Source organism: Brachybacterium netajii (SeqCode) (assembly GCF_054114245.1).
Genome location: NZ_JBSYXB010000001.1, coordinates 185,149 through 209,142 on the forward strand (window position 1 = coordinate 185,149; position 23,994 = coordinate 209,142).

Consider the following 23,994-nt stretch of genomic DNA (forward strand, 5'->3'; position numbering starts at 1 on the left):
CACGATTGGATCCTGTGGTGCCTCGCAACACCCCTTCCCCTCCTCCTCCGCCCGCCCCGGCCTCCGCCGGCCCCGGCGCCCCCGTGCGCCCCGTCTCGGTCATGCGCTCGATCGTGCGCGGGCATCGCCGCATCCTGCCCTGGATCATGGCCCGCTCCCTCGTCGTCGAGGGCGTCGACATGGCGCTGTCCGTCGCGCTCGGCATCATCATCGACGTCGGCATCGTGCAGGGCGACCTGGTCTTCACGCTCGTCGGCGCAGCGATCGTCTTCCTCGTGCGCCTGGTCTCGACCTGGGCCTGGACCGGCATGTTCGCCGACTCCCAGCGCGCCCGCATGTATGAGCGCCACCGTCTGCGCGTCGCGGTCACCGGGGCCGTGCTGGACCCTCGCTCGAAGCCGGTCGACCGTCCCGCCGGGGAGATCCTCTCGATCGCCACCTCGGACGCCGACAAGGCCTCCGACGTCATGGACATGCTGCCCTGGGCCTTCCCCGCCTCGGCGGTCGTCCTCGGCGCCGGCGTGTATCTCGCGATCCTCGATCCGTGGCTCGGTCTCGCGACGCTCGTGGGCATCGTCGTCATGGTCCTCGTGATCCGGGTGATCAGCCCGATCCTGTCCGCGCGCTACGACGCGCAGCAGTCGAAGGCCGCCGACGCCGCGGCGACCGCGACCGATCTCGTGCACGGCCTGCGCGTGCTGCAGGGGCTCGGCGTGCAGTCCCGCGCGCGCGCCCAGTACCGCCGCCGCTCCCGCATCGCGCTCGACGCGGCGCTCGTCAACGCCCGCTTCTCGGGCGTCTCGAGCGGCCTGACCACGCTGGTGACCGCGGCGATGATGGCCGCGGTCGTGATGATCGCGGCGCAGCGCACGATCGCCGGCGACATGACCATCGGCACCCTCATCGCCGTGGTGGGCATCGCCCGCTCGAACATGGGGATGCTGCAGGGGCTGTCCGGCCTGCCCGTGTGGTGGGCGTCGATGTCGACCTCGGCCCGCCGCGTGCGGGACCTGCTGGCCGATCTCGGCCGCACCATCGACGATCCGGAGCTGAGCATCGAGCACCTCTCGACGGCCCGTGACGAGCGCGGCGAGTCCCGTCCCGGCGAGCGCCGGCCGGGCGTCGGCGGTCTGCGCCTGCAGGGCGTGGCCACCGGGACCCTGAAGGGCCTGGATCTCACCGTCCCGGACGGCTCCGTGGTGGCGGTGGCCTGCGCCGACATGCATGACGCCGATGCCCTGGTCGAGGCCGTCAGCGGGGGCGGGGAGCGTACCGGGGTGCTCCTCGGCGACGCCGAGGTGACCGCTTCGACCCGCTTCGACACGCGGGCCGACCTCCTGGTCGAGCCGCATGTCGTCGACCTCTTCGACGGGACGCTGCGCGAGCAGCTCGCGACCCGCGCCCCCGATGGGCAGAACCCCTCCTGGGCCGACGACGCCATGCGGGCGGCCGGCGCCGAGGATCTCCTGCGGATCCTCCCCGAGGGCTACGACACCCGCATCCTCGACCGCGGCGCGAACCTCTCGGGCGGCCAGCGCCAGCGCCTGGCGCTCGCGCGCGCCGTCGCGGCGGATGCGCCCGTCCTGGTCCTGCAGGACCCGACGACGGCGGTCGACGCGGTCACCGAGCAGCGGATCGCCGAGGCGCTCATCGCCGCACGACGCACCGAGGACCGCGCGACCCTGCTGGTCACGCGCGCCCCGGCGCTCCTGCGGGAGGCCGACGAGGTGGTCTTCCTGCGCGGCGGCCGACCGATCGCGCGCGGCGACCACCCGACCCTGATGGCCCGCGACGACTACCGGGAGGCGGTGCAGCGATGAGCGCCGACACGAGCACGATCGATTGGAGCAGCTCCACCGAGGAGCTGCTGGAGTCCGACGCCACCGCGCGGCGGCAGCTCGACGAGCACGCGCAGATCCTGCCGGTCGCCGACGTCGGCACGGCGCTGCGGCATGTCGGCCGGAGGCTCCTGCGCTACCGCTGGATGACGCTGGCGACGCTGCTGGTCGTCATCGGCGGCGCGGTCGCCGCGGCCTGGATGCCGCGGCTGATCGGCGGCGCCGTCGACGTGGTCCAGGACGGGGGCGGCTCGGCCGCGGTCTGGCGTCAGGGCGGGCTGATCATGCTCGCGGGCGCCCTGCAGGCGGTGCTGTCGGCGCTGGGCTGGTCGCTCGTCAGCGCGCTCGGCCAGCGGGTCCTCGCGGGGATGCGTGAGGACGTCATCGACCGCGCCCTGGACCTGCCGGTCCAGCAGATGGAGATCACCGGCATCGGCGACGCCCTCTCGCGGGTCGCCGACGACGTCGACGTGACCGCCCGGGCGGTCAACAACGTCGTCCCGAACCTGATCCAGATGGGCTTCTACGTGGCCGTCACCCTGGTGGGCATGGCGACGCTCTCGCCCTGGCTGCTGATCCTCGTGGTGGCCGTGGTGCCGATGTACGCGGCCGCGGCCGTCTGGTACCTGCGCCGGACCGCCCCGATCTACCGCCGCGAGCGGGTCGCGATGGGAGCCCGCGCGCAGGGCCTGCTCTCGGCGATCCACGGGATCCCGACGGTCCACGCCTACGGGATCGAGCGCCGGGAGACCCGCCATGTGGCGGTCCTGTCGGAGACCGCCGCGGTGCTCGGCATGCGCGTGATGACGCTCGTGACGCGTCTGGTGAAGATCATCGTGTGGCCCGAGAACCTGGCGATCGTGCTGGTGATCGTGCTGGGCTATGTGATGGTGCAGGTCGGCGGCTACGGCGCGGGCACCGTGACCGCGGCCTCGCTGTACCTGATCAGCCTGCTGTGGCCGATGATGAACCTCATCTTCAGCCTCGACGACGTGCAGTCGGCCGCCGCGAGCCTGACCCGCATGGTGGGCGTCGTCGAGTCGATCGACCCGGCGGTCTCCCCCGGCCCGGAGATCCCCGCCGACGCCTCGATCGCGCTGACGGGCGTCTCCCACGCCTATGGGGAGGACGCTGACGGCAAGGAGCGGATCGTGCTGCGGCCGATCGACCTCTCGATCGCCGCCGGCGAGACCATCGCCCTGGTCGGAGCCTCGGGCGCCGGCAAGTCGACGCTCGCCGCGATCATCGCGGGCACCCTGGCCCCGCGCCACGGCAGCGTCCGCCACGGCGGTGCGGACCTCGCGCGCGCGGACCTCGAGGCGATCCGGCAGCACGCGTCGATCGTCTCCCAGGACGTGCACGTCTTCCGCGGGACCCTCGCGGAGGACCTGCGCCTGGCGGCGCCCTCGGCCTCCGACGAGCAGCTGCGCGCGGCGCTGCGGCTCGTCGACGCCGACGCCTGGGCGGACCGCCTCCCCCGCGGCCTGCAGACGGAGGTCGGGGAGAAGGGCGAGCGACTGACCGCCGAGCAGTCCCAGCAGCTCGCGCTCGCGCGCGTCGTGCTGCAGGATCCGGCGGTCCTGGTGCTCGACGAGGCGACGGCCGACGAGGGCTCCTCGGGCGCGCGCGTCCTCGAGCGGGCCGCACTCGCCGTCGCGGAGGGCCGCACCACGGTGATCGTCGCCCATCGCCTCTCGCAGGCGAAGGAGGCCGACCGGATCCTGGTGATGGCCGACGGCCGGGTCATCGAGCAGGGCACGCATCAGGAGCTCGTCGCGCTCGGCGGCGCCTACGCGGAGCTGTGGGAGGCCTGGAGCGGCGACGCCTGATCAGCGGGAGCGGCGACGCCTGCTCAGGCGGTCCGGCGGGAGCGGCGGCGCATGACGAGCATCGCCGCTCCGGCACCGATCGAGAGGATCCCGACCGCTCCCAGGAGGACGGCGCCGACGGCCGCGGCGATGCGGCCCGCGCCCCAGGCACCGTCGGCGGAGGACAGCTCGCCGAGGACGAGCACGTCCTCCTGCGCATCGGGGTCGGGGTCCCCTTCGACCTCGAGGGTCAGCACGAGGCGCAGCGGCGCGGCGTCCTCGTCGTCGGCGTCCTCGGTGAGCTGGTCGCGCTGGACCAGCACGGTGTGACGGCCCGGGAGCCAGGCCGACGCGATCGCCGCGTCCTCGGACTCCCGGTTGCCGACGGCCACCGGGGCGGACATGCCGCCGCCGTCGATGTCCTCGGCGTAGGCGCTCCAGTCCCCGCCGCCGACGGTCACCGGCGAGCGGGCCGCGTCGAACACGCGCAGCGACATCGCCGTCGAGCCCTCCGGCGCGGCGGTGACCTCGGTGCGCCAGCGCAGCCGCTGCCCCTCGGCGACGTCGATCGCCAGCAGGGCGCTGTCCCCCGGGTTCAGCTCCAGCACCACCGAGCCCTCCTCGAGGGCCGTCGCGGAGAGGAAGGACCGGCCCGGGGCGATCGGATCCGCGCTCTCGGGGGCGACGGGGTCGGCGCCCTCGTCGGCGACCGGCTCCGTCGCCGAGGGCCCGGCCCCGGAGACCCCGACGGGTTCGACGGCGACCTGCACCTCGACGGGCAGCGCCTCGTCCTCGGCCCGCGGTCCTGTGCGGACGACGCGCACGAACAGCGCCGACCCGGTGCAGCCCGGCTCCCCGAGCGCCTCGGAGACCGCGGTCGCCGAGATCGGCCCGTCCCCGGTGGAGGTGCGGCCGATGCCGCTCTCGGAGTCGGCGGTGCAGCTGCTGCCGTCGGCGCCGACGACGGAGACCTCGAGCATCATGCCCTCCCGATCCTCCGGGAGCCCGTCCTCCTCGGGCGGCGCCGCGATCGTCGCCGCCGCGTGCACGCGCTCCCCCTCGGCGAGCGCGACCCGGTAGTACGCGGCGGAGCCGTCGGCATAGATCGAGTCCGATCCCTCGGGGAGGCTGTCGAGGTGGATGCCGGGCTCGATCGTCGGCGCCTGCGCGATCGAGGTCCCGCCCTGGACCGGTTCGCCCTCGGCGGCGTACGCGCCCGTCGTGCCCGCGTCGCCCCCCGGATCCGCCTGCGCGGCCGGGGCCCCGAGCGCCCCGCCCGCCGCGCCGCCCAGGGCCAGGACGAGCACGGCCGCGAGCGGGAGCGCGAGGCGGCGCCGACGACGGCCGGCGGGACGGGAGCGGCGGGGACGACAGGGACGGCCTAGCATGGGCCCCATCATGTCCGATGTCATCGCCGGCCGCATCGAGCTGCTCGATCCCCTCGCCCGCGGCGCCTCCGGGTCGCTGTGGCGGGCCGTCGACCGCCGCTACGGCGCGGTGTGCGCGGCGAAGGTGATGCGTCAGCGCGACGGCGCCGAGGTGCTGCGCTTCGTGCGGGAGCAGTCGGTGGGGACCGCGCAGGGCCTCGGCGCCCACCCGCATCTGCTGCCCCCGTACACCTGGGTCGCGGAGGACGACACCGTCGTCCTGGTGATGCCGCTGGTGCACGGCGGAACCCTCGCGAGCGCTCTGCGCGAGCAGGGCCCGCTCTCCCCGTCGCTCACGGCGCATCTGCTGCGCCAGCTGCTCGACGCGCTCGCCGCCATGCATGCCTCCGCCTGGGTGCACCGGGACGTGAAGCCCGCGAACCTGCTGCTCGACGCCACCGGCGCGGACGCGCCGCACCTGCTGCTGGCGGACTTCGGCATCGCCCTGCACCACACTGACATCCGTCTGACGGAGACGGGGATGGTCCACGGGACGCGCGGCTACATGGCGCCCGAGGTGCTCGAAGGGCACACCACCTCTCCGTCGCAGGACGTGTGGGCGGCCGCGGCCTGCGCCCGCGAGCTGCTCGGGCCCGCCCACGGCATCCTCGCGGACGGGCCGCGCGCCGCGGATCCCATGGTCGCCGCCGACCCCGCCTCGGCGCCGCTGGCACGGCTGCTCGCCGCGATGCTCGCGCAGGATCCCGCGGAGCGTCCGTCGGCCGCGGCCGCCCGGGACGCGATCCCGGCCGATCTCGGCCCCGTGCCCGTCTGGTCCCGCACCCTCGCCGGCGCGCCCTTCCGCGCCGACGACGCGATCGAGCCCCTGCCCGCTCCGCGGCCCGAGGTGCCGCTGGACGGTCCCGCCGCGCTCGCCGTCCCCTTCCCGGGCCTGCACGAGCGCCTCCAGGCCCGGTCCTCGGCGACGTCCCCCGCGAGCGGCGGCGCGTCACCGCAGCGCGGGGCCGTGCCGCCGCAGGGCGGGGCCGCGTCGCCGACGAGCGGTCCGGAGACCACGAGCCCCGTGCTCGACGTGGCAACCCGCGTGAGCCCGCCCATCGATTCTCCGCAGTCGGCACCGTCCGGCACACGGGGCGGAACGCGGGCCGGGGCGCACAGCGGGACGGGCGGCGTCCTGGGCGGCGCCCTCCTCGGACTGGGGACGCTCTGCCTGATCGGCGCCGGGGTGCTGGGAGCCGCCGCGCTCGCCGGCGCCTGGTGGTGAGTGCAGGGCTGAGCCGCGCACGGAGCCGGCGTCGGCGCGCCCGCATGAGCGCTCCTGCGCGCGGAGGGTATGGTCGCCCCATACGCCTTCCCCTTCGCGGGCGGTGAAGCCCCGGTCGCTCGGCCGGACGGTACGGGGCGTCCGTGGAGGCCGACCCGGCCGGGAACCCCACCATGTCTTCGACACCACGGTGGTCACCTGGGGACCAGGTGACCTGGACCTACTACACCCATCAGCACCCCACGCGCACCGTGCGCCCCGGCACCGTCGTGCTCGACGACGACCGCGGCGTGGTGATCTGGATCGCGCCCGGCACCGAGGTGCTGCTGCCGGTCCTCGAATCCGGCGCCGCGCTGCGCCGCGCGGGCGACGAGGGCATGTTCACGGCGCCCCGTCTGCAGTCCAAGCAGCTGTGGACCGGCAACGGCATCCTCATGATCGGCCTGCCGGACCGCCCCTACTCGGTGTGGCTGTTCTACAAGGACGACGGCTCGCTGGGCTGCTACTACGTCAACCTCGAGACCCCCTACGAACGGACGGAGGAGGGCGTGCGCACGCGCGATCTCGTCCTCGACCTCGTCGTGCTGCCCCGTCGGGACTGGCACTACAAGGACGAGGACGAGCTCGAGGGCGCGGAGCGCGTCGGCTACTTCTCCCCCGAGGAGATCGAGGAGATCAAGGAGGCCGGTCGCGCGGCGGAGCGGCACATCGAGGAGTGGACCTACCCCTTCTCGGCGGGCTACGAGTACTTCTTCCCCGACCCGTCCTGGCCGGTCCCCTCGCTGCCCGAGCACTACTCCTGGGACGTGGACCTCACGCGGCGGTGACCTCCTGGAGGGTCCCGTCCGTCACGGAGTAGACGAAGCCGCGCACCAGGTCCTTGTGCGGCAGGAACGGGCTCGCGGCGATGCGGCGCAGCGACTGCGCGACATCGGCGGCGGGATCGGCGAACGCCTCCGCGGCCCAGGCCGGACGGATCCCGGTCTCCTCCTCGATGCCGGCCTTGAACTCGGCGTCGGTGAAGGTGAGCATGCCGCAGTCGGTGTGGTGGATCAGCACGATCTCGCGCGTGCCGAGCAGTCGCTGGCTGATGGCGAGGGAGCGGATCGCGTCCTCGGAGACCACGCCGCCGGCATTGCGGATCACATGGGCCTCGCCCTCGGAGAGGCCGAGCAGACCGTAGACGTTCAGGCGGGCATCCATGCAGGCCAGCACGGCGACGTGACGGCCGGGAGGCATGGGCAGGTCACCATGGGCGAAGTCGGCGGCGTAGTCCTGGGCGCTGGCGAGCAGCTCGGCGGTGACGGTCATGGGGACTCCTCGGGGTGCGATGATGCGGTGATCGGCGTGCGGTCATCGGGGTGCGATCGCCGGGGTGCGATCGCCAACTCGGGGCGACCGGGCGTCGTCGGACCGACGCCAAACCCGAGCTTATGGCACTCATTACTCAAGCCATGCTTCGGCGTTCATGGAGCGGTCATGGAGCAGGCATCCCGCTCCCCCGCTCCCCGCAGTCCCCGGAGCCGCCCGGACGGCGGTGGCAGGATGGCATCCATGACCTCAGAGAATCTCACCCGCGAGGAGGCGCGCCGCCGCGCCTCCTTCCTCTCCACCGCGACCTACGACATCCGACTCGATCTCACCACCGGTCCGGAGACGTTCCGCACGGAGACCACGATCTCCCTGACCTCCTCCGCCGAGGAGGAGACCTTCCTCGACCTCATCGCCCGCACCGTCCACGAGATCGAGGTCGACGGCGAGCTCCTCGCCGACCCCGCCTCCCGCTTCGATGGCGCCCGGGTGGCGCTGCCCGCGCTCACGCCGGGCGAGCACACCGTGCGCGTGGCGGCCGACGGCATCTACATGAACACCGGCGAGGGCCTGCACCGCTTCGTCGACCCGGTCGACGACGAGGTCTACCTCTACACGCAGTTCGAGGTCTCCGACGCCCGCCGCATGTTCGCCTGCTTCGAGCAGCCGGACCTCAAGGCGACCTTCCGCCTCACGGTCACCGCCCCGGGGCACTGGCGCGTCATCTCCAACGCCCCGACCCCGGAGCCCATCGCTCTCGAGCATCGCGAGGGCATCGCCACCTGGGCCTTCGAGCCGACGGAGCGGATGTCCACCTATCTCGTCGCGCTCATCGCCGGCGACTACCGGGGCGGCACCGGCGAGATCACCGTCCGCGACGGTCGCACGATCCCGATGGGCGTGTTCGCCCGCGCCTCGCTGGCCGAGCACGTGGACGCCGACTACGTCATCGACGTGACCCGCCGCGGCATCGACTTCTACGAGGAGGCCTTCGACTGCGACTTCCCGTTCCGGAAGTACGACCAGGTCTTCGTCCCCGAGTACAACATGGGCGCGATGGAGAACCCCGGCGCGATCACCTACGTGGAGTCCTACGTGTTCCGCTCGGAGGTCTCCGATGCGATCCGCGAGCGCCGCGACCTCACGATCCTCCACGAGCTCGCCCACATGTGGTTCGGCGATCTGGTGACCATGCGCTGGTGGGACGACCTGTGGCTGAACGAGTCCTTCGCCGAGTACGCCTCCACGCTCGCGAGCGCCGAGGCGACCCGCTGGAGCGACGCCTGGACCACCTTCGCCGCCTCCGAGAAGGCCTGGGCCTACAAGCAGGACCAGCTGCCCTCGACCCATCCGATCGTCGCCGACATGGTCGACCTCGAGGCCGTCGAGACGAACTTCGACGGCATCACCTACGCCAAGGGCGCCTCGGTCCTGCGCCAGCTGGTCGCCTACGTCGGCAAGGACGCGTTCTTCGAGGGCCTGCGCGCGTACTTCGCGAAGCACGCCTGGTCCAACACGGAGCTGACGGACCTGCTCGCCGAGCTCGAGGCCACGAGCGGCCGCGACCTCACCGAGTGGACCCGCCAGTGGCTGCAGACCGCCGGGGTGAACACCCTGCGCCCGATCGTCGAGAAGGACGCCGACGGCGCCCTGACCCGCTTCGCGATCGCCCAGGAGGCGCCCGCCGAGCATCCGACCCTGCGCCCGCACCGCCTGCGGATCGGCGCCTTCCGCCTCAAGGACGGCGCCCTCGTGCGCACCCGCCAGGTCGAGCTCGACGTCGACGGCCGCCTCACCGAGGTGCCCGAGCTGATCGGCGAGCGCGCCGACCTGTGGCTGATCAACGACGACGACCTCGCCTTCGCGAAGATCCGCCTGGACGAGGAGTCGCTCGCGGTCGCGACGGAGCATCTGCGCGACATCGAGGACCCGCTTGCCCGGACCCTCATCTGGTCGGCCGCCTGGGACATGGTCCGCGACGCCGAGCTGCCGAGCTCCCGCTACCAGGAGCTCGTGCTCGCGAACATCACCGGGGAGGCCTCCTCCTCGGTGGTCCGCACCCTCCTGCAGCAGCTCGAGGCCGTCGCCGGCCCCTACGCCGCCCCGGCGCAGCGCACCGCGCGCACCGCCTCCGCGGCGACGGCGCTGCTGGAGCTCGCCCGCTCCGCCGCAGCCGGCTCCGATGCGCAGCTGCAGTTCGTGGAGGCCTTCGCGCGCCTCGCCTCGACCGAGGAGCACCGCGATGCGCTCGCGGCGCTGCGGGACGGGAGCGAGGAGCTGGCCGGCCGCGAGATCGACACCGACCTGCGCTGGAAGCTCGTCATCGCTCTCGCCGCCCTCGGCGGGATCGACGAGGCGGGGATCGCCGCGGTCCTCGCCGAGGACGACACCCAGTCCGGTCGCAAGAGCGCCCTGACCGCGCGCGCCGCCCTGCCGACGCCGGAGGCGAAGTCCGACGCCTGGGCCCGCACCGTCGAGCAGGACGATCTCGCCAACGAGTCCGTCACCGCCGTGATCCACGGCTTCGGCCGCGTGGTGGACCCGGCCCTCCTGGTCCCCTACGAGAACCGCTACTTCTCGATGCTGGAGGAGGTGTGGGCCTCCCGTTCGACGGAGATCGCCAACCGCCTCGCCGGCGGCTACTTCCCGGCGGAGCACGGCGGCTCCGCCGTCCTCGATGCGGCCGACGCCTGGCTCGCCGACCATGAGGAGGCGCCCTTCGGTCTCCGTCGCGTCGTGATCGAGGGCCGCGACACCGTCGCGCGCCAGCTGCGGGTCAGCGAGGCGGATCACCGCTGATCCCGCGGGCCGCGGTGCGCACCGCCGCTGTGCGCGCCGACGCACCGCGGCCCGTCGCACCGCGGCCCGTCCACGCGGCTCCGGGCGGTGACCGTCCTCACCGCCCGATCCAGGGCGTTCCGCCTCGTATCGGACGGTCCGCCGACGCTCGGAGGATCGTCACAGCCGCGCCCCGAGGCCCGGCGCTATCGTCGGGGCATGCTCGACGATCTGCTGCTTGATCCGCCGTCCGACCTGACCGCGGGACTCCCGCTCCTGGCCGATCCGACCGTCGAGGACACCCTGTCGCTGGTGGACTCCCTCTGGCGCTGGCTGGCCTCGAGCGGTCTGACGATCCTGCTGATCCTGGTGGCCGCCACCGTGGTCAGCGCCGTCTCCGGCTGGCTCCTGCGCCGCTTCTTCTCGACGATGTCGGAGTCCTCGACGCGCCTCGCGAACGTCGCCGGCACCGTCGTGAAGCGCGACCCGCGCACGCAGAAGGCCGCGACAGCACGCCGCCAGCAGCGCACCGAGACCCTCTCGAACGTGACGCGCAACGTGAGCCGCCTGGTGATCTGGGCGATCGCGATGGTGATGATCCTGTCGGAGCTCGGCGTGAACGTCGCCCCCGTCATCGCCTCGCTGGGCGTCGTCGGCCTCGCCGCCGGCATCGGGGCGCAGACGATCATCAAGGACATCGTCGCCGGCGTCGTCATGCTCTTCGAGGACGTCATCTCCGTCGGCGACTCCGTCGACCTCGAGTACGCGACCGGCACCGTGGAGGGGATCAACCTCCGCGTCACCCAGGTGCGCGCACTCGACGGCACCCTCTGGACCGTCCGCAACGGCGAGATCATCCGCATCGGCAACATGTCCCGCGGCTTCTCCAACGCCGTGATCACCCTCGACATCGACGCCGCGGCCGACAACGCCCGCGTCTCCTCGATCCTCCAGGAGGTGACCGCCGCGTTCACGAAGGACAGCTCCTGGGAGCACCTGATCACCGGCGAGCCCGCGATCTCGGGCATCCTGGGTGTCGACGGCTCCCGCTTCCAGCGTCGCATCATGATCCGGGTGACCCCGGGCGACAAGTCCGACGTCGAGCAGGAGCTGCGCCGACGCATCCGCATCGCCTTCGCCGAGGCGCACATCCCCTTCGCCCTCCCCCGCTACCAGGAGACCCCGTGAGCACCAGCGACAGCACCTCCCCGGCCGAGACGAGCTTCTACGAGGCCGTCGGCGGCCACGCCACCTTCGAGAAGCTCGTCGACCGCTTCTACGCGGGCGTCGCCGAGGATCCCCTGCTGCGACCGATGTACCCCGAGGAGGATCTCACCGGGGCGAAGGAGCGGCTGCGGACCTTCCTCGAGCAGTACTGGGGCGGGCCGAAGACCTACGGCGAGCGCCGCGGCCATCCGCGCCTGCGGATCCGCCACGCGATCTTCCCGGTCTCCCCCGCCGCCCGGGACGCCTGGCTGCGGCACATGCGCGGCGCCGTGGACGCGTGCGAGCTCCCGCCGCTGTACGAGGAGGCCCTGTGGGACTACCTCGAGCGCGCGGCGCATTCGCTCGTGAACACGGTCGACGGCGGGGAGGCGCCGATGGAGGGGCAGCTCCTGCCCGACGTCATGCAGTGAGCGCGGCGGCCTCTCAGCCGCGGAAGGTGAGCGGCTCGCCGCGATGCTCGGCGAGCCGAGCGCGGGTGTCCGCGTCCAGGCGCACCGGGCGACCGCTCGCGGCGTCCACCAGCACCACGACGGTGCGAGCCTTCGCGTACGGCGACCGGCCCTCGGGGTCGTCCGCGGTGAGCACCAGGTAGTCCACGTCGAGGCTCGCCCCGCCGATGCGCGAGAGCCACAGTCGCACGACCGCTCCGTCGCGCCGATGGTCGAGCGAGCGCAGGTACTCGATCCGCTGCGAGGCGATGACGCTCTGGATCGGAGCACCCGCCCCGCTGACCGGCAGCGCGGCGGGCGGATGCGGGGCGCCGAGGGCGGCCTGCTCCTCGGGGACGTCCCAGAAGGCCGCGATGCGGGCCTCCTCCAGCAGGCGCGCCATGGCGGCGTTGTTGACGTGCCCGTAGGCATCCAGATCGGTCCAGCGGACGGGCACGACGAGGTCGAGATGAGGCATGCTCCTCATCGTACGAGCCCTGCCCCCGTCCGACTGGGGACGACGGTCGCCTGACCAGTACGATCGGGGCATGACCGGTGCTCTCGACCTGCCCGATGCCGCCGCGGGATCCGCCTCGCCCTCCCCGGACGGGGCCGCCGCCGTCGCCGCGGCGCTCGTGGACCTGCTGGATCTGCGCTCCCTCCCGGTGGACCGCGCCCTCGACGGGCCGGGGACGATCGCCGTCTGGGAGGGCGACTCCTCCCCTCAGCCCGGCGGCCACGTCTTCGGCGGCCAGGTGATGGGCCAGGCGGTCACCGCCGCCGGACGGACGGTCCCCGAGGGCCGGGCGATCCACTCGACCTTCTCGTACTTCCTCGCCCCCGGCGACCCCGATCAGCCCATCCGCTTCCGCGTCGAGAACCTCCGCGACGGCGGCTCCTTCTCCGTGCGCCGCGTCCTCGCCACCCAGCGGGCCGACGCCGGCCCATCCGCCGACGGGCCCGCCGTGGGCGAGTCCGGCGCGGGCGAGTCCGGCACAGGCGAGTCCGGCGCGGGCGAGTCCGGCACAGGCGAGTCCGGCGCCCCGACGGAGCGGACGATCCTCGCGATGACCGCCTCCTACCAGGAGCGGCAGGAGGGCTTCGAGCACCAGCAGCGGGCGCCCGAGGTCCCCGGCCCCGAGGACCTCCCGACGACGGCCGACGTGCTCGCCGGCATCGACCACCCCGTGGCCCGCTACTGGGCGACCCAGCGCCCCATCGACATCCGCCACGTCACGCAGCCGATCTACCTCGCGCCCGACCCGCGGGGCGCGGGCACGGACTCCACCACCTCCGACACCCAGATGGTGTGGATGCGCACCGTCGCTCCCCTCGATGCCGATGCCCTGGTGCACGACGCGATCCTCGCCTTCGCGAGCGACTACACGCCGTTCGAGCCGATCCTCCGGCGCCAGGGCCTGAGCTGGATCACGCCGGGCTTGCGGATGGCGACGATCGATCATGCGATCTGGTGGCACCGCCATGTGCGCGCCGATGAATGGCTGCTGTACGTCCAGCACTCGCCGTCGGCCTCGGGCGGGCGCGGGCTCACCAACGGGCACGTCTACGACCGTGCCGGCGATCTCGTCGCCACGGTCACCCAGGAGGGCATGATCCGCGCCCGCTCCGGCGCGGCCCAGGCCGCTCGCGGCTGATCCTGCCCGCGGCCGACCGTCGGCGCTCATCCCGACCGGAGCGCCCGCCTCCCACGGAGCATCAGGCGCCCACGGAGCGTCAGGCGCCCATGGCCTCGGAGGCCGCGGTCTGCGCCTCGGGGAGAGCTGTCGCGGCGTCGGTCTCTCCGGTGAAGACTCCCGCGATGATCGGCAGAGCGGCCCCTGTGCCCTCGGCAGAGCGCACCCCGCTCTCGGGGCGGGCCGGGTCCGTCGGCGCGTCGGCGAGCGCCGACACGTCCGCACCGGCCTCCTTCCACGCATCGGCCCAGGTCTGGTGCAGGTCCCGGTGGGCGGGGATGCCGAGGCGCGCCTCCGCGAGCGGACGCTGCCCGTCGGCGGACCCCAGCCAGACGAGCAGCCGCTCGATGGCGGTGCTCCGGTCATCGTCCTTCGTCGTGATGCCGACGGCGGCGACCGCATGGACCAGCGGATGCGTGCCCTCGGGGCCGGCGATGACCTCGCCGACGCTCCAGGCGAAGGTGTCCCCGACCTCCGTGATGACCGTGCCGAGGTCGTAGGTGCCGGTCTGCCACAGCGCGAGCCGACCGCCGGTGAAGAGCTCCTGGCACAGCGAGGAGTCGGCGACGGTCGAGGCGCCGTCGGGCGCGAGGTGCGCCGCCGCGAGGTCCGCGAGGTACTGGACGGCCGCGATCCCGTCGTCGGAGGCGAAGACGAAGGCATCCTCCTCGTCCTGCCAGGCGCCCCCGGCACCCGCGATGAAGGGGCCGAGCACCGCGCTGCGGTCGGCCTGGGCGCTGAAGCCGTGGACCGCCTGCGCGGAGGCGTCGAAGCCCGCCTCATCGATGCCGAGGCCCTCGCTGTCGGCGACGACGGTCCGGCACAGCTCGCGCAGGGAGTCGCTGTCGGCGCCCGGGTCGAAGGCCAGGTCGAGGCTCGCCGGATCGATCGCGGACGCCTCGAGCAGCGAGGTGTTGGTCAGCAGCACGCTGCGCTCCCACACCTGCGGGACGCCCCAGAGCCCGTCGTCCCGGCGGTACAGATCGGTGGCGACGGCCTCCCACTGCGCCGTGTCGTCCCCGACGATCTCCCCGACCTCCAGGAGCTGCTCGGCCGCGACGAGCTGGGCGAGATGCGCGGTGTTCATCCACAGCACGTCGGGCAGCGAGCCCGCCGCGACATCGAGCGGCAGCTGGGACCAGTAGTCCTCCCAGGCCAGGGTCTCGATCTCGACCTCGATGCCCGTCTCCTCGGTGAAGAGGTCCAGCGAGGTGCGGTAGGCGCTCGCCGCGGCGTCGCTCCACACCCGCAGCTGCAGGGCCTCCCCCGTGCCGAGGTCGACCTCAGGCTGCCGGGAGCAGGCCGCGAGGACCCCTGCACCGGCACCCCCGGTCGCGAGCGCGGACAGCAGCAGACGACGACGGGAGAGCACGGGGCAGGGGTCCTTCCGATCGGGTCCGGGCGGCGGCCCGGGCGCCCGCTCGGCAGGTCGCGCGGTCAGGCGGTGGCGACCAGGCCGAGCTCGGCGCGGGAGGCGAGGGCGGGATGCTGCGGCGTGACGCGCACGGTGTACCCGACCTCGCCCGGGATGGAGAGCACGATACGGGCCGACCAGCGGTCGCCGTCCTCGCGCTGCAGCGGGATGAGCTGCCCGTCGATGATCTCACCTTCGGCGTCGACCGCTCCCAGGACCGCCTCCACGAGCACGTCCTCGGCCCCGAGGCCGCCCAGCGCGACCGTCGCCGAGAGCGTGATCTCCTCGCCCGAGGCGACCCGCGTGCCCTCGGCGCCGCCGATCGCGACGTCCTGCACGGACACCTGCGGCCAGGCCGCCGAGATCCGCGTCCGCCAGGCGACGAAGGCCTCGGGGGCCGACGGATCGGCGGTCATCCCCGCCGCCGCACGGGCCGCCGGGAGGTACAGGTCGGTGACGTAGTCGCGGACCATGCGGGCGGCGGTGATCCTCGGCGCCACCTCGACCAGCGAGGCGCGCACCGTGGTCATCCAGCCGCGCTGCATGCCGCGGGCGTCGCGCTCGTAGAACAGCGGGACGATGCGGTTCTCGAGGATCTCGTAGAGCGCCTCGGCCTCGAGCCGGTCGCGCTCGCCCTGGTCCTCGATGCTCGCGGTCGGGATCGTCCATCCGGACGCGTCATCCTTCATCTCGTCCCACCAGCCGTCGGAGATGGAGAAGGTGAGCCCGCCGTTGAGGACGGCCTTCATGCCGGAGGTGCCGGAGGCCTCCTCGGGACGGATCGGGTTGTTCAACCAGACGTCGGCGCCGGCGATGAGCACCGAGGCCATGCGGATGTCGTAGTCCGGGAGGAACACGATGCGGTGGCGCACGCCGTGCTCGTCCGCGAAGCGCACCATCTGCTGGAGGAACTCCTTGCCGGGGCGGTCCGCGGGATGGGACTTGCCGGCGATGACGATCTGCACCGGACGCTCCTCGTCCAGCAGGATGCGGCGCAGTCGCTCGGGGTCGTTGAGCATGAGCGTCAGGCGCTTGTAGGTCGAGACGCGACGGGCGAAGCCGATCGTGAGGATCTCCGGATCCAGCACGCCGTCGGTCCAGGCCAGCTCCGCCTCGTCGGCCCCGCGGCGCAGCCACGAGTCGCGCACGTGCTTGCGCGCCATCGTCACGAGATCGAGGCGCAGGGAGCGGCGCGCCTCCGTCAGCTCGTGGTCCGTGAGGGTCGCGAGCGGGCTCCAGTCGCTCAGCGCCGAGACGTCGACATCGCCGAGCGCCTTCGTGAACAGGTCATCCATCGCGGACGAGGTCCAGGTGCGGCGGTGCACGCCGTTGGTGACCGAGGTGATCGGCACCTCCGGCACGTCGAAGCCCGGGTAGAGCTCCTGGAACATCTCGCGGGAGACCGCGCCGTGGAGCTTGGCCACGCCGTTGGCGCGCTGGGCGATGCGGAAGCCCATGTGCGCCATGTTGAAGACCTCGCCGCCCTCCTCGGTGCCGAGGGCGAGGGCCGCCTCCACCGGGAGGGCCGGGATCAGACGGGACAGGCCGTTCTCGTCGGCGTCGAGATAGCGGCGCAGCTGCTCGGCGCCGAAGCGGTCGATGCCGGCCGGGACCGGGGTGTGGGTCGTGAAGACGGTGCCGGCGCGGACCACGGCGAGCGCCTCGGCGAATCCGCGGCCCTCCTGCATGAGCGCGCCCACGCGCTCGAGGCCGGAGAAGCCCGCGTGCCCCTCGTTGAGGTGGAAGACCGTGGGCTGCGGGCGTCCGGAGAGCTCCGCGTGCGCCGCGACGGCGCGCACGCCGCCGATGCCCAGGACGATCTCCTGGAGGATGCGGTGCTCATGGTCGCCGCCGTAGAGCCGGTCGGTGATCTCCCGGTCCTCCGCGGAGTTGGCCTCGAGGTCCGTGTCCAGCAGCAGGAGCGGGATGCGCCCGACCTGGACGGTCCACACGGCGATCTCGACATCGCGGCCGCCGGGCAGGCGGACGGAGACCGTCAGCTGCGAGCCGTCGGCCCGGAGCACCTTCTCCACAGGCAGCTTCGCCGGATCGTTGTGGCGGTACTCCTCCTGCTGCCAGCCCTCGCGGTCGAGCGACTGCGAGAAGTAGCCCCACTGGTAGAGCAGGCCGATCGCCGTCAGCGGCAGGCCCAGGTCCGAGGCGGACTTGAGGTGGTCGCCGGCGAGGATGCCGAGCCCGCCCGAGTAGATGGGGAGCGTCGGGCTGATGCCGAACTCCATGGAGAAGTAGGCGATCGAGGTCTGCGGCGCGGCGTCGCCGCCGCCGACGGTCCGCTGGAACCAGCGACCCGACTCCAGGTAGGTGCGCAGGTTCCCGGACTCCGCGCGCATACGGGCCAGGAAGGACTCGTCGCGCGCGGCCTCGGACAGGCGCGAGGCCGGAACCTCGGGGAGCATCGCGATCGGGTTCTCGCCGCTGGCGATGAACACGGCAGGATCGAGCTCGCGGAACAGGTCGACGGTCTGACGGCGCCAGGTCCAGCGGAGGTTGAGAGCCAGCTCCCGCAGGGGGGCCAGCTCGGCCGGCAGCTCGGAGGACACCGTGATCGTGGAGATCGGCTTCATGGCACCACGGTACCCGAGCGGACCGCCGGTTTTGCACCCCTTTCGGCGACCGCTCCCGCCCCGTTCACGCGCCCGTCATCCCCCCTGGTCGGAGGCGGATCCCGCGGGCCGACGGACGGAACCTCCGGCCGTCGGCCGGAGCGGCTCGCGGGCGCACGGGCTTGCAGGCTCTTGCAAGACGAGGGGGCCGCGCGGGACGGCGGGTTCCAGCGCTCCGCATGCGGAACGGCCCGGGCCGGAGGACGCATCCTCCGGCCCGGGCCGCCCCGGTCGCTCGCGCTCGACCCCGCTCAGTCGCGGGTGAGACGACGGTGGGTCACACGGTGCGGACGCGCCGCATCCGCGCCCAGCCGCTCGACCTTGTTCTTCTCGTAGGCGTCGAAGTTGCCCTCGAACCAGTACCAGTTCGACGGGTTCTCCTCGGTGCCCTCGTAGGCCAGGATGTGCGTCGCGACGCGATCCAGGAACCAGCGGTCGTGGGAGACCACGACGGCGCAGCCGGGGAACTCCAGCAGCGCGTTCTCGAGCGAGCCCAGGGTCTGCACGTCGAGGTCGTTCGTCGGCTCATCCAGGAGCAGCACGTTGCCGCCCTGCTTGAGCGTGAGCGCGAGGTTCAGACGGTTGCGCTCGCCGCCGGAGAGGACGCCCGCCTTCTTCTGCTGATCCGGGCCCTTGAACCCGAACTGCGAGACGTAGGCGCGCGAGGGGATCTCGACCTTGCCGACCTGGATGTAGTCCAGGCCGTCGGAGACGACCTCCCAGAGGTTCTTCTCCGGGTCGATGTTCTCGCGGTTCTGGTCGACGTAGCTGATCTGGACGCTCTGGCCGATCTTCAGCTCGCCGTCATCCAGCGGCTCGAGGCCCACGATCGTCTTGAACAGGGTGGTCTTGCCGACGCCGTTGGGGCCGATGACGCCCACGATGCCGTTGGGCGGCAGCGAGAAGGAGAGCCCGTCGATGAGCACGCGCTCGCCGAAGCCCTTCTTCAGGTTCTTGCCGTCGATGACCTGGTTGCCCAGCCGCGGGCCCGGCGGGATGGTGATCTCCTCGAAGTCGAGCTTGCGGGTGCGCTCGGCCTCCGCCGCCATCTCCTCGTAGCGGGCCAGTCGCGCCTTGGACTTCGTCTGACGGGCCTTCGCGGAGGACCGCACCCACTCCAGCTCCTCCTTGAGGCGCTTGGCGAGCTTCGCGTCCTTCTTGCCCTGGACCGCGAGGCGCTCCTCCTTCTTCTCCAGGTAGGTGGAGTAGTTCCCCTCATAGGGGTAGAGGTGGCCGCGGTCGACCTCGGCGATCCACTGCGCGACGTGGTCGAGGAAGTAGCGGTCGTGGGTGACGGCGATGACCGCGCCCTCGTACTGCTGCAGATGCTGCTCGAGCCAGAGCACGCTCTCGGCGTCGAGGTGGTTGGTGGGCTCGTCCAGCAGCAGCAGGTCGGGCTTCTCCAGCAGCAGCTTGCACAGCGCCACGCGGCGGCGCTCGCCGCCCGAGAGGTGGGTGACGGCCTCGTCGCCGGGCGGGCAGCGCAGCGCGTCCATCGCCTGCTCCAGCTGGGAATCGAGGTCCCAGCCGTTGGCGGCGTCGATCTCCGTCTGGAGCGTGCCCATCTCCGCCATCAGCGCATCGAAGTCGGCGTCGGGCTCGCCCATCTCCTCGCCGATCGCGTTGAAGCGCTGGACCTTGCGGTAGAGCTCGCCCATGCCCTCCTGGACGTTCTCGAGCACCGTCTTGGTCTCGTCCAGCGGAGGCTCCTGGAGCAGGATGCCGACGCTGTAGCCGGGGCTGAGGCGCGCCTCGCCGTTGCTGGGCTGATCCAGCCCGGCCATGATCTTCAGGATCGTCGACTTGCCGGCGCCGTTGGGGCCGACCATGCCGATCTTCGCACCCGGGTAGAAGCTCATGGTGACGTCATCGAGGATGACCTTGTCTCCCACGGCCTTCCGGGCCTTGTACATCGTGTAGATAAATTCCGCCACGCTATCCCTCCTGGTCAGACGATCAAAGGTGGAGGCCGTGCATCTATCTGGCACTGCCGAACAGTCAAGGGCCCGCCCCGGTGCGTCGGCACCGAGCGGGCGCGGGCGGCCCCGTCACGGGGCATCGCCGTCCACCATCGTACCGACTCCCCGCGGCGCCGGTCCTCGCTCCCCGCACGCCGCCGGCGGGGAGCGCCCGATCCTCAGTCGAGCGCGATGCCGCGGCCGGCGAGCACCTCGCGGGCCATGACGCTGCCGTGCACGGCGCCCTCGGGCAGCGGGTCCCCGTTGCGGGGCCACAGGTGGGCGTCGATCCCCAGCGCCCGCGCCGCTGCGACGTTGTCCTCGCGGTCGTCGAAGAAGATGACCGACGAGGGCACCGAGACGCCGCCGGTCTCGTGGGAGAGCACCTCGAGCAGGATCCGGTAGATCGACGCGTCCGGCTTGACCGTCCGCTCCTCGCCGGAGATCACGGCGAGGACGAAGGCCTCGAACCAGTCGGCGCGCCGCACGGACTCGCCGAAGGCCGCGGAGGCGTTGGACAGCAGCGCCAGACGGGTCCCGTTGCGGGCCAGGTCATGCAGCAGTGCGCGGGAGTCGGGGTCCAGGCGCAGGAAGTAGCGGTCGTCGGCCGCCTGCAGCTCGGCGACCTCCTCGGCGCTGAGCTCGGCGACGCCGACGGCGGAGGCGACCGCTCCCCAGTACTGGGCCGCGTCGACCGCGCCGGCGTCGTACGCCGGGCGCTCGGCCCACAGCGCGCGGCCGAGGACCTCGGCGTCGCCGCCGAGGAGCTCGTGGATCGCGGGCACCGGATCGTGCCCGGCGCTGAGGACCCCGCCGAAGTCGAAGACGACGGTGGGGCGGGGCGGGGTGCGGCGCTTGCGGCTCATTCAGCTGTCCTCACAGGTCGGCAGGCCCTCGACGGTGCCTGTCTCGGCGATGGTCTCGGTGGCGGTGAGCGCCTCGTCGAAGGTGCTCACGGCGACGACGCTCAGTCCGTCGGGCTCGTACCCGACGACCTCGTCGCAGTTGGACGCGGGAGCGAGGAAGAAGTCCGCCCCCGCCTCGGAGGCGCCGACCATCTTCTGGCGGATGCCCCCGATGGCGCCGACGGTGCCGTCGGCGGAGATCGTGCCGGTCCCCGCGACGTCCTCGCCGCCGGTCAGGGCGCCGGGCGTGAGCTCGTCGTAGACGGACAGGGCGAACATGGTCCCGGCGCTGGGCCCGCCGACGTCGCCGACGGAGATCGCCACGTCGATCGGGAAGTCGTAGCCGACGGACAGCACCACGCCCATGCGGGCCTCGCCGTCGACGTCCTCGGTCGGGACCGACAGCTCGACCTCCTCGCCGTCGCGCCGGACCACGAGGTCCACGGCATCCCCCGGCGTCGTCGCCGCGACCAGGCGCTGGAAGCCCGCCACGTCCGCGGCGGTCTCGCCGCCGACGGAGACGAGCTCGTCCCCCGCCTCGAGCACGCCGTCGGCCGGCGCGCCCGTCTCGACGCCCGCGATCACGACGGTCTGCTCGACGTCCATGCCCAGCTCCTCCAGCGCGACCGCGACGGCGCCCTGCTGGGAGGAGTTCATCTGGACCGTGTTGGTCAGCTGGGTCTCCTCCTGGGTCTGCCCGTCGGGGTAGACGGTCTCCCGCGGTAGCACGGCCTCGGAGCGGGTGAACCAGGCGACCATCACCTCGAAGGCGGTCACGGGATAGCCGGGGCCGCCGCTCACGGCGACCGTCGTCATCATGAGCGACCCGTCGGTCTCATAGGTCTCGGCGCCGTCGATCGTGAGGATCTGCTCGTCGTCGTACTCCCCCAGCACGTCGATCGCCGGCCCCGGGCTCTCGATCACGTAGGGGACGGGCACGAAGGCGGTGGCGAGGATCATCAGGCACAGCAGGGCGAGGGAGACGAGGGCGAGGACGGGCCGGTGGAACCGGGCCTCCTCGATCCATCGGCCGATCGCCGTGCGGGCCCGCTGGTCGGGGTCGGCGTCTGGTGTCACCGGGCCATTGTGCCCCACGCCTCGGCGGCTCCCCTGCGCGTCGCAGGGGAGGTCGTCGGGCCGCCCCCGGACCGTTCCGGACCGTTCCGGGGCGATTCCGGGGCGATTCCGCCCTGCGCGCACTCCCTCCCGTCCTCCCATGGGGCGTCGGTACGCTGAAGCGCGACGCCCTGCTCGACCCCGCCGCTGGAGGTGGCCATGAACCAGAACCCGACGCCGGACGGACCCGGAGGCATGGACGAGGAGGCGCTGCGGCGATTCCTCAAGGAGACCTTCGGCGACGCGCTCCCGGAGGAGGCGCTCGAGGGTCTGGACCTCTCCGCGCTCGCTCAGCAGGCGAACCTGCCGCAGGACCCGGCCGCGCTGCGTGCCGCGGCCGCGCAGATGCAGCATCTCTTCGAGTCCTCCGGCGAGGGGCCGGTGAACTGGACCATCGCCGAGGACATCGCCCGGCGCACCGCCGCCGGCACGGCCGGGGTGCCCGGCATGCCCGACCCCGCGGGCTCCCCCGGCGACCCGACCCCGAGCGCCCAGCAGGTCGAGGAGCTGCGTCAGGCCGCGCAGATCGCCCGGCTGTGGCTGGATCCCGTGCTCGCGATCGACGTCCCCGCCGGCGAGCTCGGCGTGTTCAGCCGCGGCACGTGGACCCACCGCACCCTCCCCCGCTGGAAGTCGACCGTCGAGCCCGTGGCCAAGTACATGGCCGGCGCGATCGGCGAGGCGATGGCCGCGCAGATGCGCGAGATGCCGATGGAGATGCCCGGTGATCCCGCCGCTCTCATGGAGCGCATGGGCGGGACGATGTTCGGCGTCCAGTTCGGCCATGCGATCGGTTCCCTCGCGCGCGAGATCGAGGGCACCACCGATCTCTCGCTCCCGCTCGGGCGCGAGGGCGAGCCCGCCCTGGTCGCCGCCAACGTCGACGACTTCATCGCCGCCCACGGCCTCGAGGCCGGGGCCGCGCGCATCTTCCTCGCCTCCCGGGAGATCGCTCACACGGCGCTGTTCGACGCCGCCCCGTGGCTCGGACGCGCCCTGTTCTCGGCGATCGAGGACTACGCCCGCGGCATCACCCTCGACCTCGACGCCCTCGACGAGATGGTCCGGGGACTGGACCTGTCCGATCCGCAGGCGATGCAGGCCCGCCGTCCCGAGGAGATGTTCGTCTTCACGCGACGGGCCGCGCAGGAGCGGGCGCTGGAGGAGCTCGCCACCACCCTCGCGCTCGTCGAGTCCTGGGTCGACCATGTCACCACCCGCGCCCTCGAGGGCAAGCTGCCGCAGCTCGATGCGATGCGCGAGGTGCTGCGCCGTCGCCGAGCCGCCGGCTCCCCGGCGGAGCAGATGCTCGCGAGCACCATCGGCATCGAGCTGCGTCCGCGGCGCGTCCGCGAGGCCCTCGCCTGGTGGGACAGCGTGCTGGCCACCGAGGGCGAGAGCGGCCGAGAGGCCAAGTGGGAGCATCCGGACCTGCTCCCGAGCGCCGAGGTGCTCTCGGGCCGCCCCCAGGCGCCGCATACCGAGGCCACCGCCGAGGAGGAGATCCAGGTCGAGCTGCCCGACGACTTCGACGCCGAGCTGCGCCGTCTGCTCGACGGCGAGGGCGGCGACGCCCCCCACGAGGACGAGCGCGGCGGCATCCGGGGCGAGGGCCCCGAGAGCAGCGACGGCACCGACGGCTCCGACGGCTCCGACGGCTCCGACGGCTCCGACGGCTCCCGATGATCCTCGAGCGGGTCCTCCGGCAGCTCGAAGCCTCACCCGACCCCGACGCGGCGCGGGAGTACGTCGATCTCGTGCGCGCCGACCCGGGCGCGCTCCGACGCGAGGGCGGCCCGCGGCATCTGACCGCCAGCGGGGTCGTCGTCGACGCCCCGGGCGAGCACCTGGCTCTCGTCTGGCATCTCAAGGGCCGGTTCTGGGTGCAGCCCGGAGGCCATATCGAGGACGCCGACGTCGATCTCGAGCAGGCGGCCCGCCGCGAGGTCGCTGAGGAGATCGGTCTGCGCGATCTCGAACGGGTGGGGCCGGGGCCCGCCCTGCTGCATCGCCACGCCCTGGATTCCGGGTTCGGCGCCTGCACCGAGCACTGGGATGTCCAGTACCTCCTGCGGGCGCCGCTGCCCGCAGGAGAGCTGCCGCTGGCCGTCAGCGAGGAGTCCGGCGCCGTGCGCTGGGCTCCGCTGGCCGATCTGCCCGAGGGCACGGTCTCCGACATGCCGGAGAAGCTCGCGCGGCTGCGCGTGCAGCTGGAGGCCCACCCGCGGCAGGCCTGACGCC

At 72.9% G+C, this 23,994-nt stretch carries 18 protein-coding genes; 10 read left to right on the plus strand and 8 right to left on the minus strand.

Features of this window, described 5'->3' with window-relative positions:
- The first annotated feature begins 101 nt into the window (after positions 1-101).
- Together ACXET9_RS00850 and ACXET9_RS00855 are read left to right on the plus strand one after the other, a co-directional pair.
- Positions 102-1,820, plus strand: a complete 1,719-nt coding sequence (locus ACXET9_RS00850; RefSeq protein ID WP_457883967.1) for an ABC transporter transmembrane domain-containing protein — start codon at positions 102-104, stop codon at positions 1,818-1,820.
- Entirely contained in the window at positions 1,817-3,667 is a 1,851-nt protein-coding gene (locus ACXET9_RS00855) for an ABC transporter ATP-binding protein (RefSeq protein WP_457883969.1), read from the plus strand. The genes ACXET9_RS00850 and ACXET9_RS00855 overlap by 4 nt, the downstream gene beginning before the upstream one ends.
- 23 nt (positions 3,668-3,690) lie before the next feature.
- Here the strand turns inward: ACXET9_RS00855 and ACXET9_RS00860 are convergent, their stop codons facing one another.
- On the minus strand, positions 3,691-5,034 hold the full coding sequence (locus ACXET9_RS00860) for a hypothetical protein (RefSeq protein ID WP_457883971.1): 1,344 nt from the start codon (positions 5,032-5,034) through the stop codon (positions 3,691-3,693).
- Positions 5,035-5,044: 10 nt separating this feature from the next.
- Between ACXET9_RS00860 and ACXET9_RS00865 the strand changes: the two genes are divergently transcribed.
- A complete protein-coding gene (locus ACXET9_RS00865; RefSeq protein WP_457883973.1) occupies positions 5,045-6,298 on the plus strand; it encodes a protein kinase domain-containing protein in 1,254 nt (417 codons plus the stop codon).
- Between the two features lie 209 nt (positions 6,299-6,507).
- Positions 6,508-7,125, plus strand: coding sequence for a DUF402 domain-containing protein (locus ACXET9_RS00870; protein WP_457883975.1), 618 nt, complete (start codon positions 6,508-6,510; stop codon positions 7,123-7,125).
- On the opposite strand, the gene ACXET9_RS00875 is transcribed toward ACXET9_RS00870, so the two are convergent.
- Entirely contained in the window at positions 7,112-7,609 is a 498-nt protein-coding gene (locus tag ACXET9_RS00875; protein ID WP_457883977.1) for a beta-class carbonic anhydrase, read from the minus strand. The genes ACXET9_RS00870 and ACXET9_RS00875 overlap by 14 nt on opposite strands.
- A gap of 243 nt (positions 7,610-7,852) precedes the next feature.
- On the opposite strand from ACXET9_RS00875, the gene pepN reads away from it, so the two are divergent.
- The 3 genes from pepN (at position 7,853) to ACXET9_RS00890 (ending at position 12,024) form a co-directional block, all read left to right on the plus strand.
- On the plus strand, positions 7,853-10,408 hold the full coding sequence (gene pepN, locus ACXET9_RS00880; protein ID WP_457883979.1) for an aminopeptidase N: 2,556 nt from the start codon (positions 7,853-7,855) through the stop codon (positions 10,406-10,408).
- A gap of 408 nt (positions 10,409-10,816) precedes the next feature.
- Positions 10,817-11,575: a mechanosensitive ion channel family protein gene (locus tag ACXET9_RS00885; RefSeq protein WP_457884959.1), complete on the plus strand. Its 759-nt coding sequence runs from the start codon at positions 10,817-10,819 to the stop codon at positions 11,573-11,575.
- Entirely contained in the window at positions 11,572-12,024 is a 453-nt protein-coding gene (locus ACXET9_RS00890; RefSeq protein WP_457883980.1) for a globin, read from the plus strand. Before ACXET9_RS00885 ends, ACXET9_RS00890 begins: the two co-directional genes overlap by 4 nt.
- A 13-nt stretch (positions 12,025-12,037) precedes the next feature.
- On the opposite strand, the gene ACXET9_RS00895 is transcribed toward ACXET9_RS00890, so the two are convergent.
- Entirely contained in the window at positions 12,038-12,520 is a 483-nt protein-coding gene (locus ACXET9_RS00895) for an acyl-CoA thioesterase (RefSeq protein WP_457883982.1), read from the minus strand.
- 70 nt (positions 12,521-12,590) lie between these two features.
- On the opposite strand from ACXET9_RS00895, the gene ACXET9_RS00900 reads away from it, so the two are divergent.
- Positions 12,591-13,697 (plus strand): acyl-CoA thioesterase, encoded by a 1,107-nt coding sequence (locus tag ACXET9_RS00900; protein ID WP_457883983.1) that lies wholly within the window; start codon positions 12,591-12,593, stop codon positions 13,695-13,697.
- A 79-nt stretch (positions 13,698-13,776) separates the two neighbouring features.
- Here the strand turns inward: ACXET9_RS00900 and ACXET9_RS00905 are convergent, their stop codons facing one another.
- The 5 genes from ACXET9_RS00905 to ACXET9_RS00925 form a co-directional block, all read right to left on the minus strand.
- Positions 13,777-15,108: an ABC transporter substrate-binding protein gene (locus ACXET9_RS00905; RefSeq protein ID WP_457883985.1), complete on the minus strand. Its 1,332-nt coding sequence runs from the start codon at positions 15,106-15,108 to the stop codon at positions 13,777-13,779.
- A 65-nt stretch (positions 15,109-15,173) separates the two neighbouring features.
- Positions 15,174-17,735, minus strand: a complete 2,562-nt coding sequence (gene glgP / locus ACXET9_RS00910) for an alpha-glucan family phosphorylase (protein WP_457883987.1) — start codon at positions 17,733-17,735, stop codon at positions 15,174-15,176.
- Between the two features lie 290 nt (positions 17,736-18,025).
- Positions 18,026-19,708: an energy-dependent translational throttle protein EttA gene (gene ettA, locus ACXET9_RS00915; RefSeq protein ID WP_457883989.1), complete on the minus strand. Its 1,683-nt coding sequence runs from the start codon at positions 19,706-19,708 to the stop codon at positions 18,026-18,028.
- 203 nt (positions 19,709-19,911) lie between these two features.
- Positions 19,912-20,598 (minus strand): HAD-IA family hydrolase, encoded by a 687-nt coding sequence (locus tag ACXET9_RS00920; RefSeq protein WP_457883990.1) that lies wholly within the window; start codon positions 20,596-20,598, stop codon positions 19,912-19,914.
- On the minus strand, positions 20,599-21,714 hold the full coding sequence (locus ACXET9_RS00925; RefSeq protein ID WP_457883992.1) for a YlbL family protein: 1,116 nt from the start codon (positions 21,712-21,714) through the stop codon (positions 20,599-20,601).
- Positions 21,715-21,912: 198 nt separating this feature from the next.
- On the opposite strand from ACXET9_RS00925, the gene ACXET9_RS00930 reads away from it, so the two are divergent.
- Complete coding sequence (locus ACXET9_RS00930) at positions 21,913-23,439, plus strand: zinc-dependent metalloprotease (RefSeq protein ID WP_457883994.1); 1,527 nt, start codon at positions 21,913-21,915, stop codon at positions 23,437-23,439.
- Positions 23,436-23,990 (plus strand): NUDIX hydrolase, encoded by a 555-nt coding sequence (locus tag ACXET9_RS00935; RefSeq protein ID WP_457883996.1) that lies wholly within the window; start codon positions 23,436-23,438, stop codon positions 23,988-23,990. The genes ACXET9_RS00930 and ACXET9_RS00935 overlap by 4 nt, the downstream gene beginning before the upstream one ends.
- The last annotated feature ends 4 nt before the right edge of the window (positions 23,991-23,994 follow it).

Bases quoted from the DNA above. Each gene is read 5' to 3' on its own strand.
- ACXET9_RS00865 (WP_457883973.1), top strand. From the start codon at position 5,045: ATGTCCGATGTCATCGCCGGCCGCATCGAGCTGCTCGATCCCCTCGCC.
- ACXET9_RS00935 (WP_457883996.1), top strand. From the start codon at position 23,436: ATGATCCTCGAGCGGGTCCTCCGGCAGCTCGAAGCCTCACCCGACCCC.
- ACXET9_RS00900 (WP_457883983.1), top strand. From the start codon at position 12,591: ATGACCGGTGCTCTCGACCTGCCCGATGCCGCCGCGGGATCCGCCTCG.
- ACXET9_RS00895 (WP_457883982.1), bottom strand. From the start codon at position 12,520: ATGCCTCATCTCGACCTCGTCGTGCCCGTCCGCTGGACCGATCTGGAT.
- ACXET9_RS00860 (WP_457883971.1), bottom strand. From the start codon at position 5,034: ATGCTAGGCCGTCCCTGTCGTCCCCGCCGCTCCCGTCCCGCCGGCCGT.
- glgP (WP_457883987.1), bottom strand. From the start codon at position 17,735: ATGAAGCCGATCTCCACGATCACGGTGTCCTCCGAGCTGCCGGCCGAG.
- ACXET9_RS00875 (WP_457883977.1), bottom strand. From the start codon at position 7,609: ATGACCGTCACCGCCGAGCTGCTCGCCAGCGCCCAGGACTACGCCGCC.
- ACXET9_RS00930 (WP_457883994.1), top strand. From the start codon at position 21,913: ATGAACCAGAACCCGACGCCGGACGGACCCGGAGGCATGGACGAGGAG.
- ACXET9_RS00850 (WP_457883967.1), top strand. From the start codon at position 102: ATGCGCTCGATCGTGCGCGGGCATCGCCGCATCCTGCCCTGGATCATG.
- ACXET9_RS00920 (WP_457883990.1), bottom strand. From the start codon at position 20,598: ATGAGCCGCAAGCGCCGCACCCCGCCCCGCCCCACCGTCGTCTTCGAC.
- ACXET9_RS00855 (WP_457883969.1), top strand. From the start codon at position 1,817: ATGAGCGCCGACACGAGCACGATCGATTGGAGCAGCTCCACCGAGGAG.
- pepN (WP_457883979.1), top strand. From the start codon at position 7,853: ATGACCTCAGAGAATCTCACCCGCGAGGAGGCGCGCCGCCGCGCCTCC.
- ACXET9_RS00885 (WP_457884959.1), top strand. From the start codon at position 10,817: ATGTCGGAGTCCTCGACGCGCCTCGCGAACGTCGCCGGCACCGTCGTG.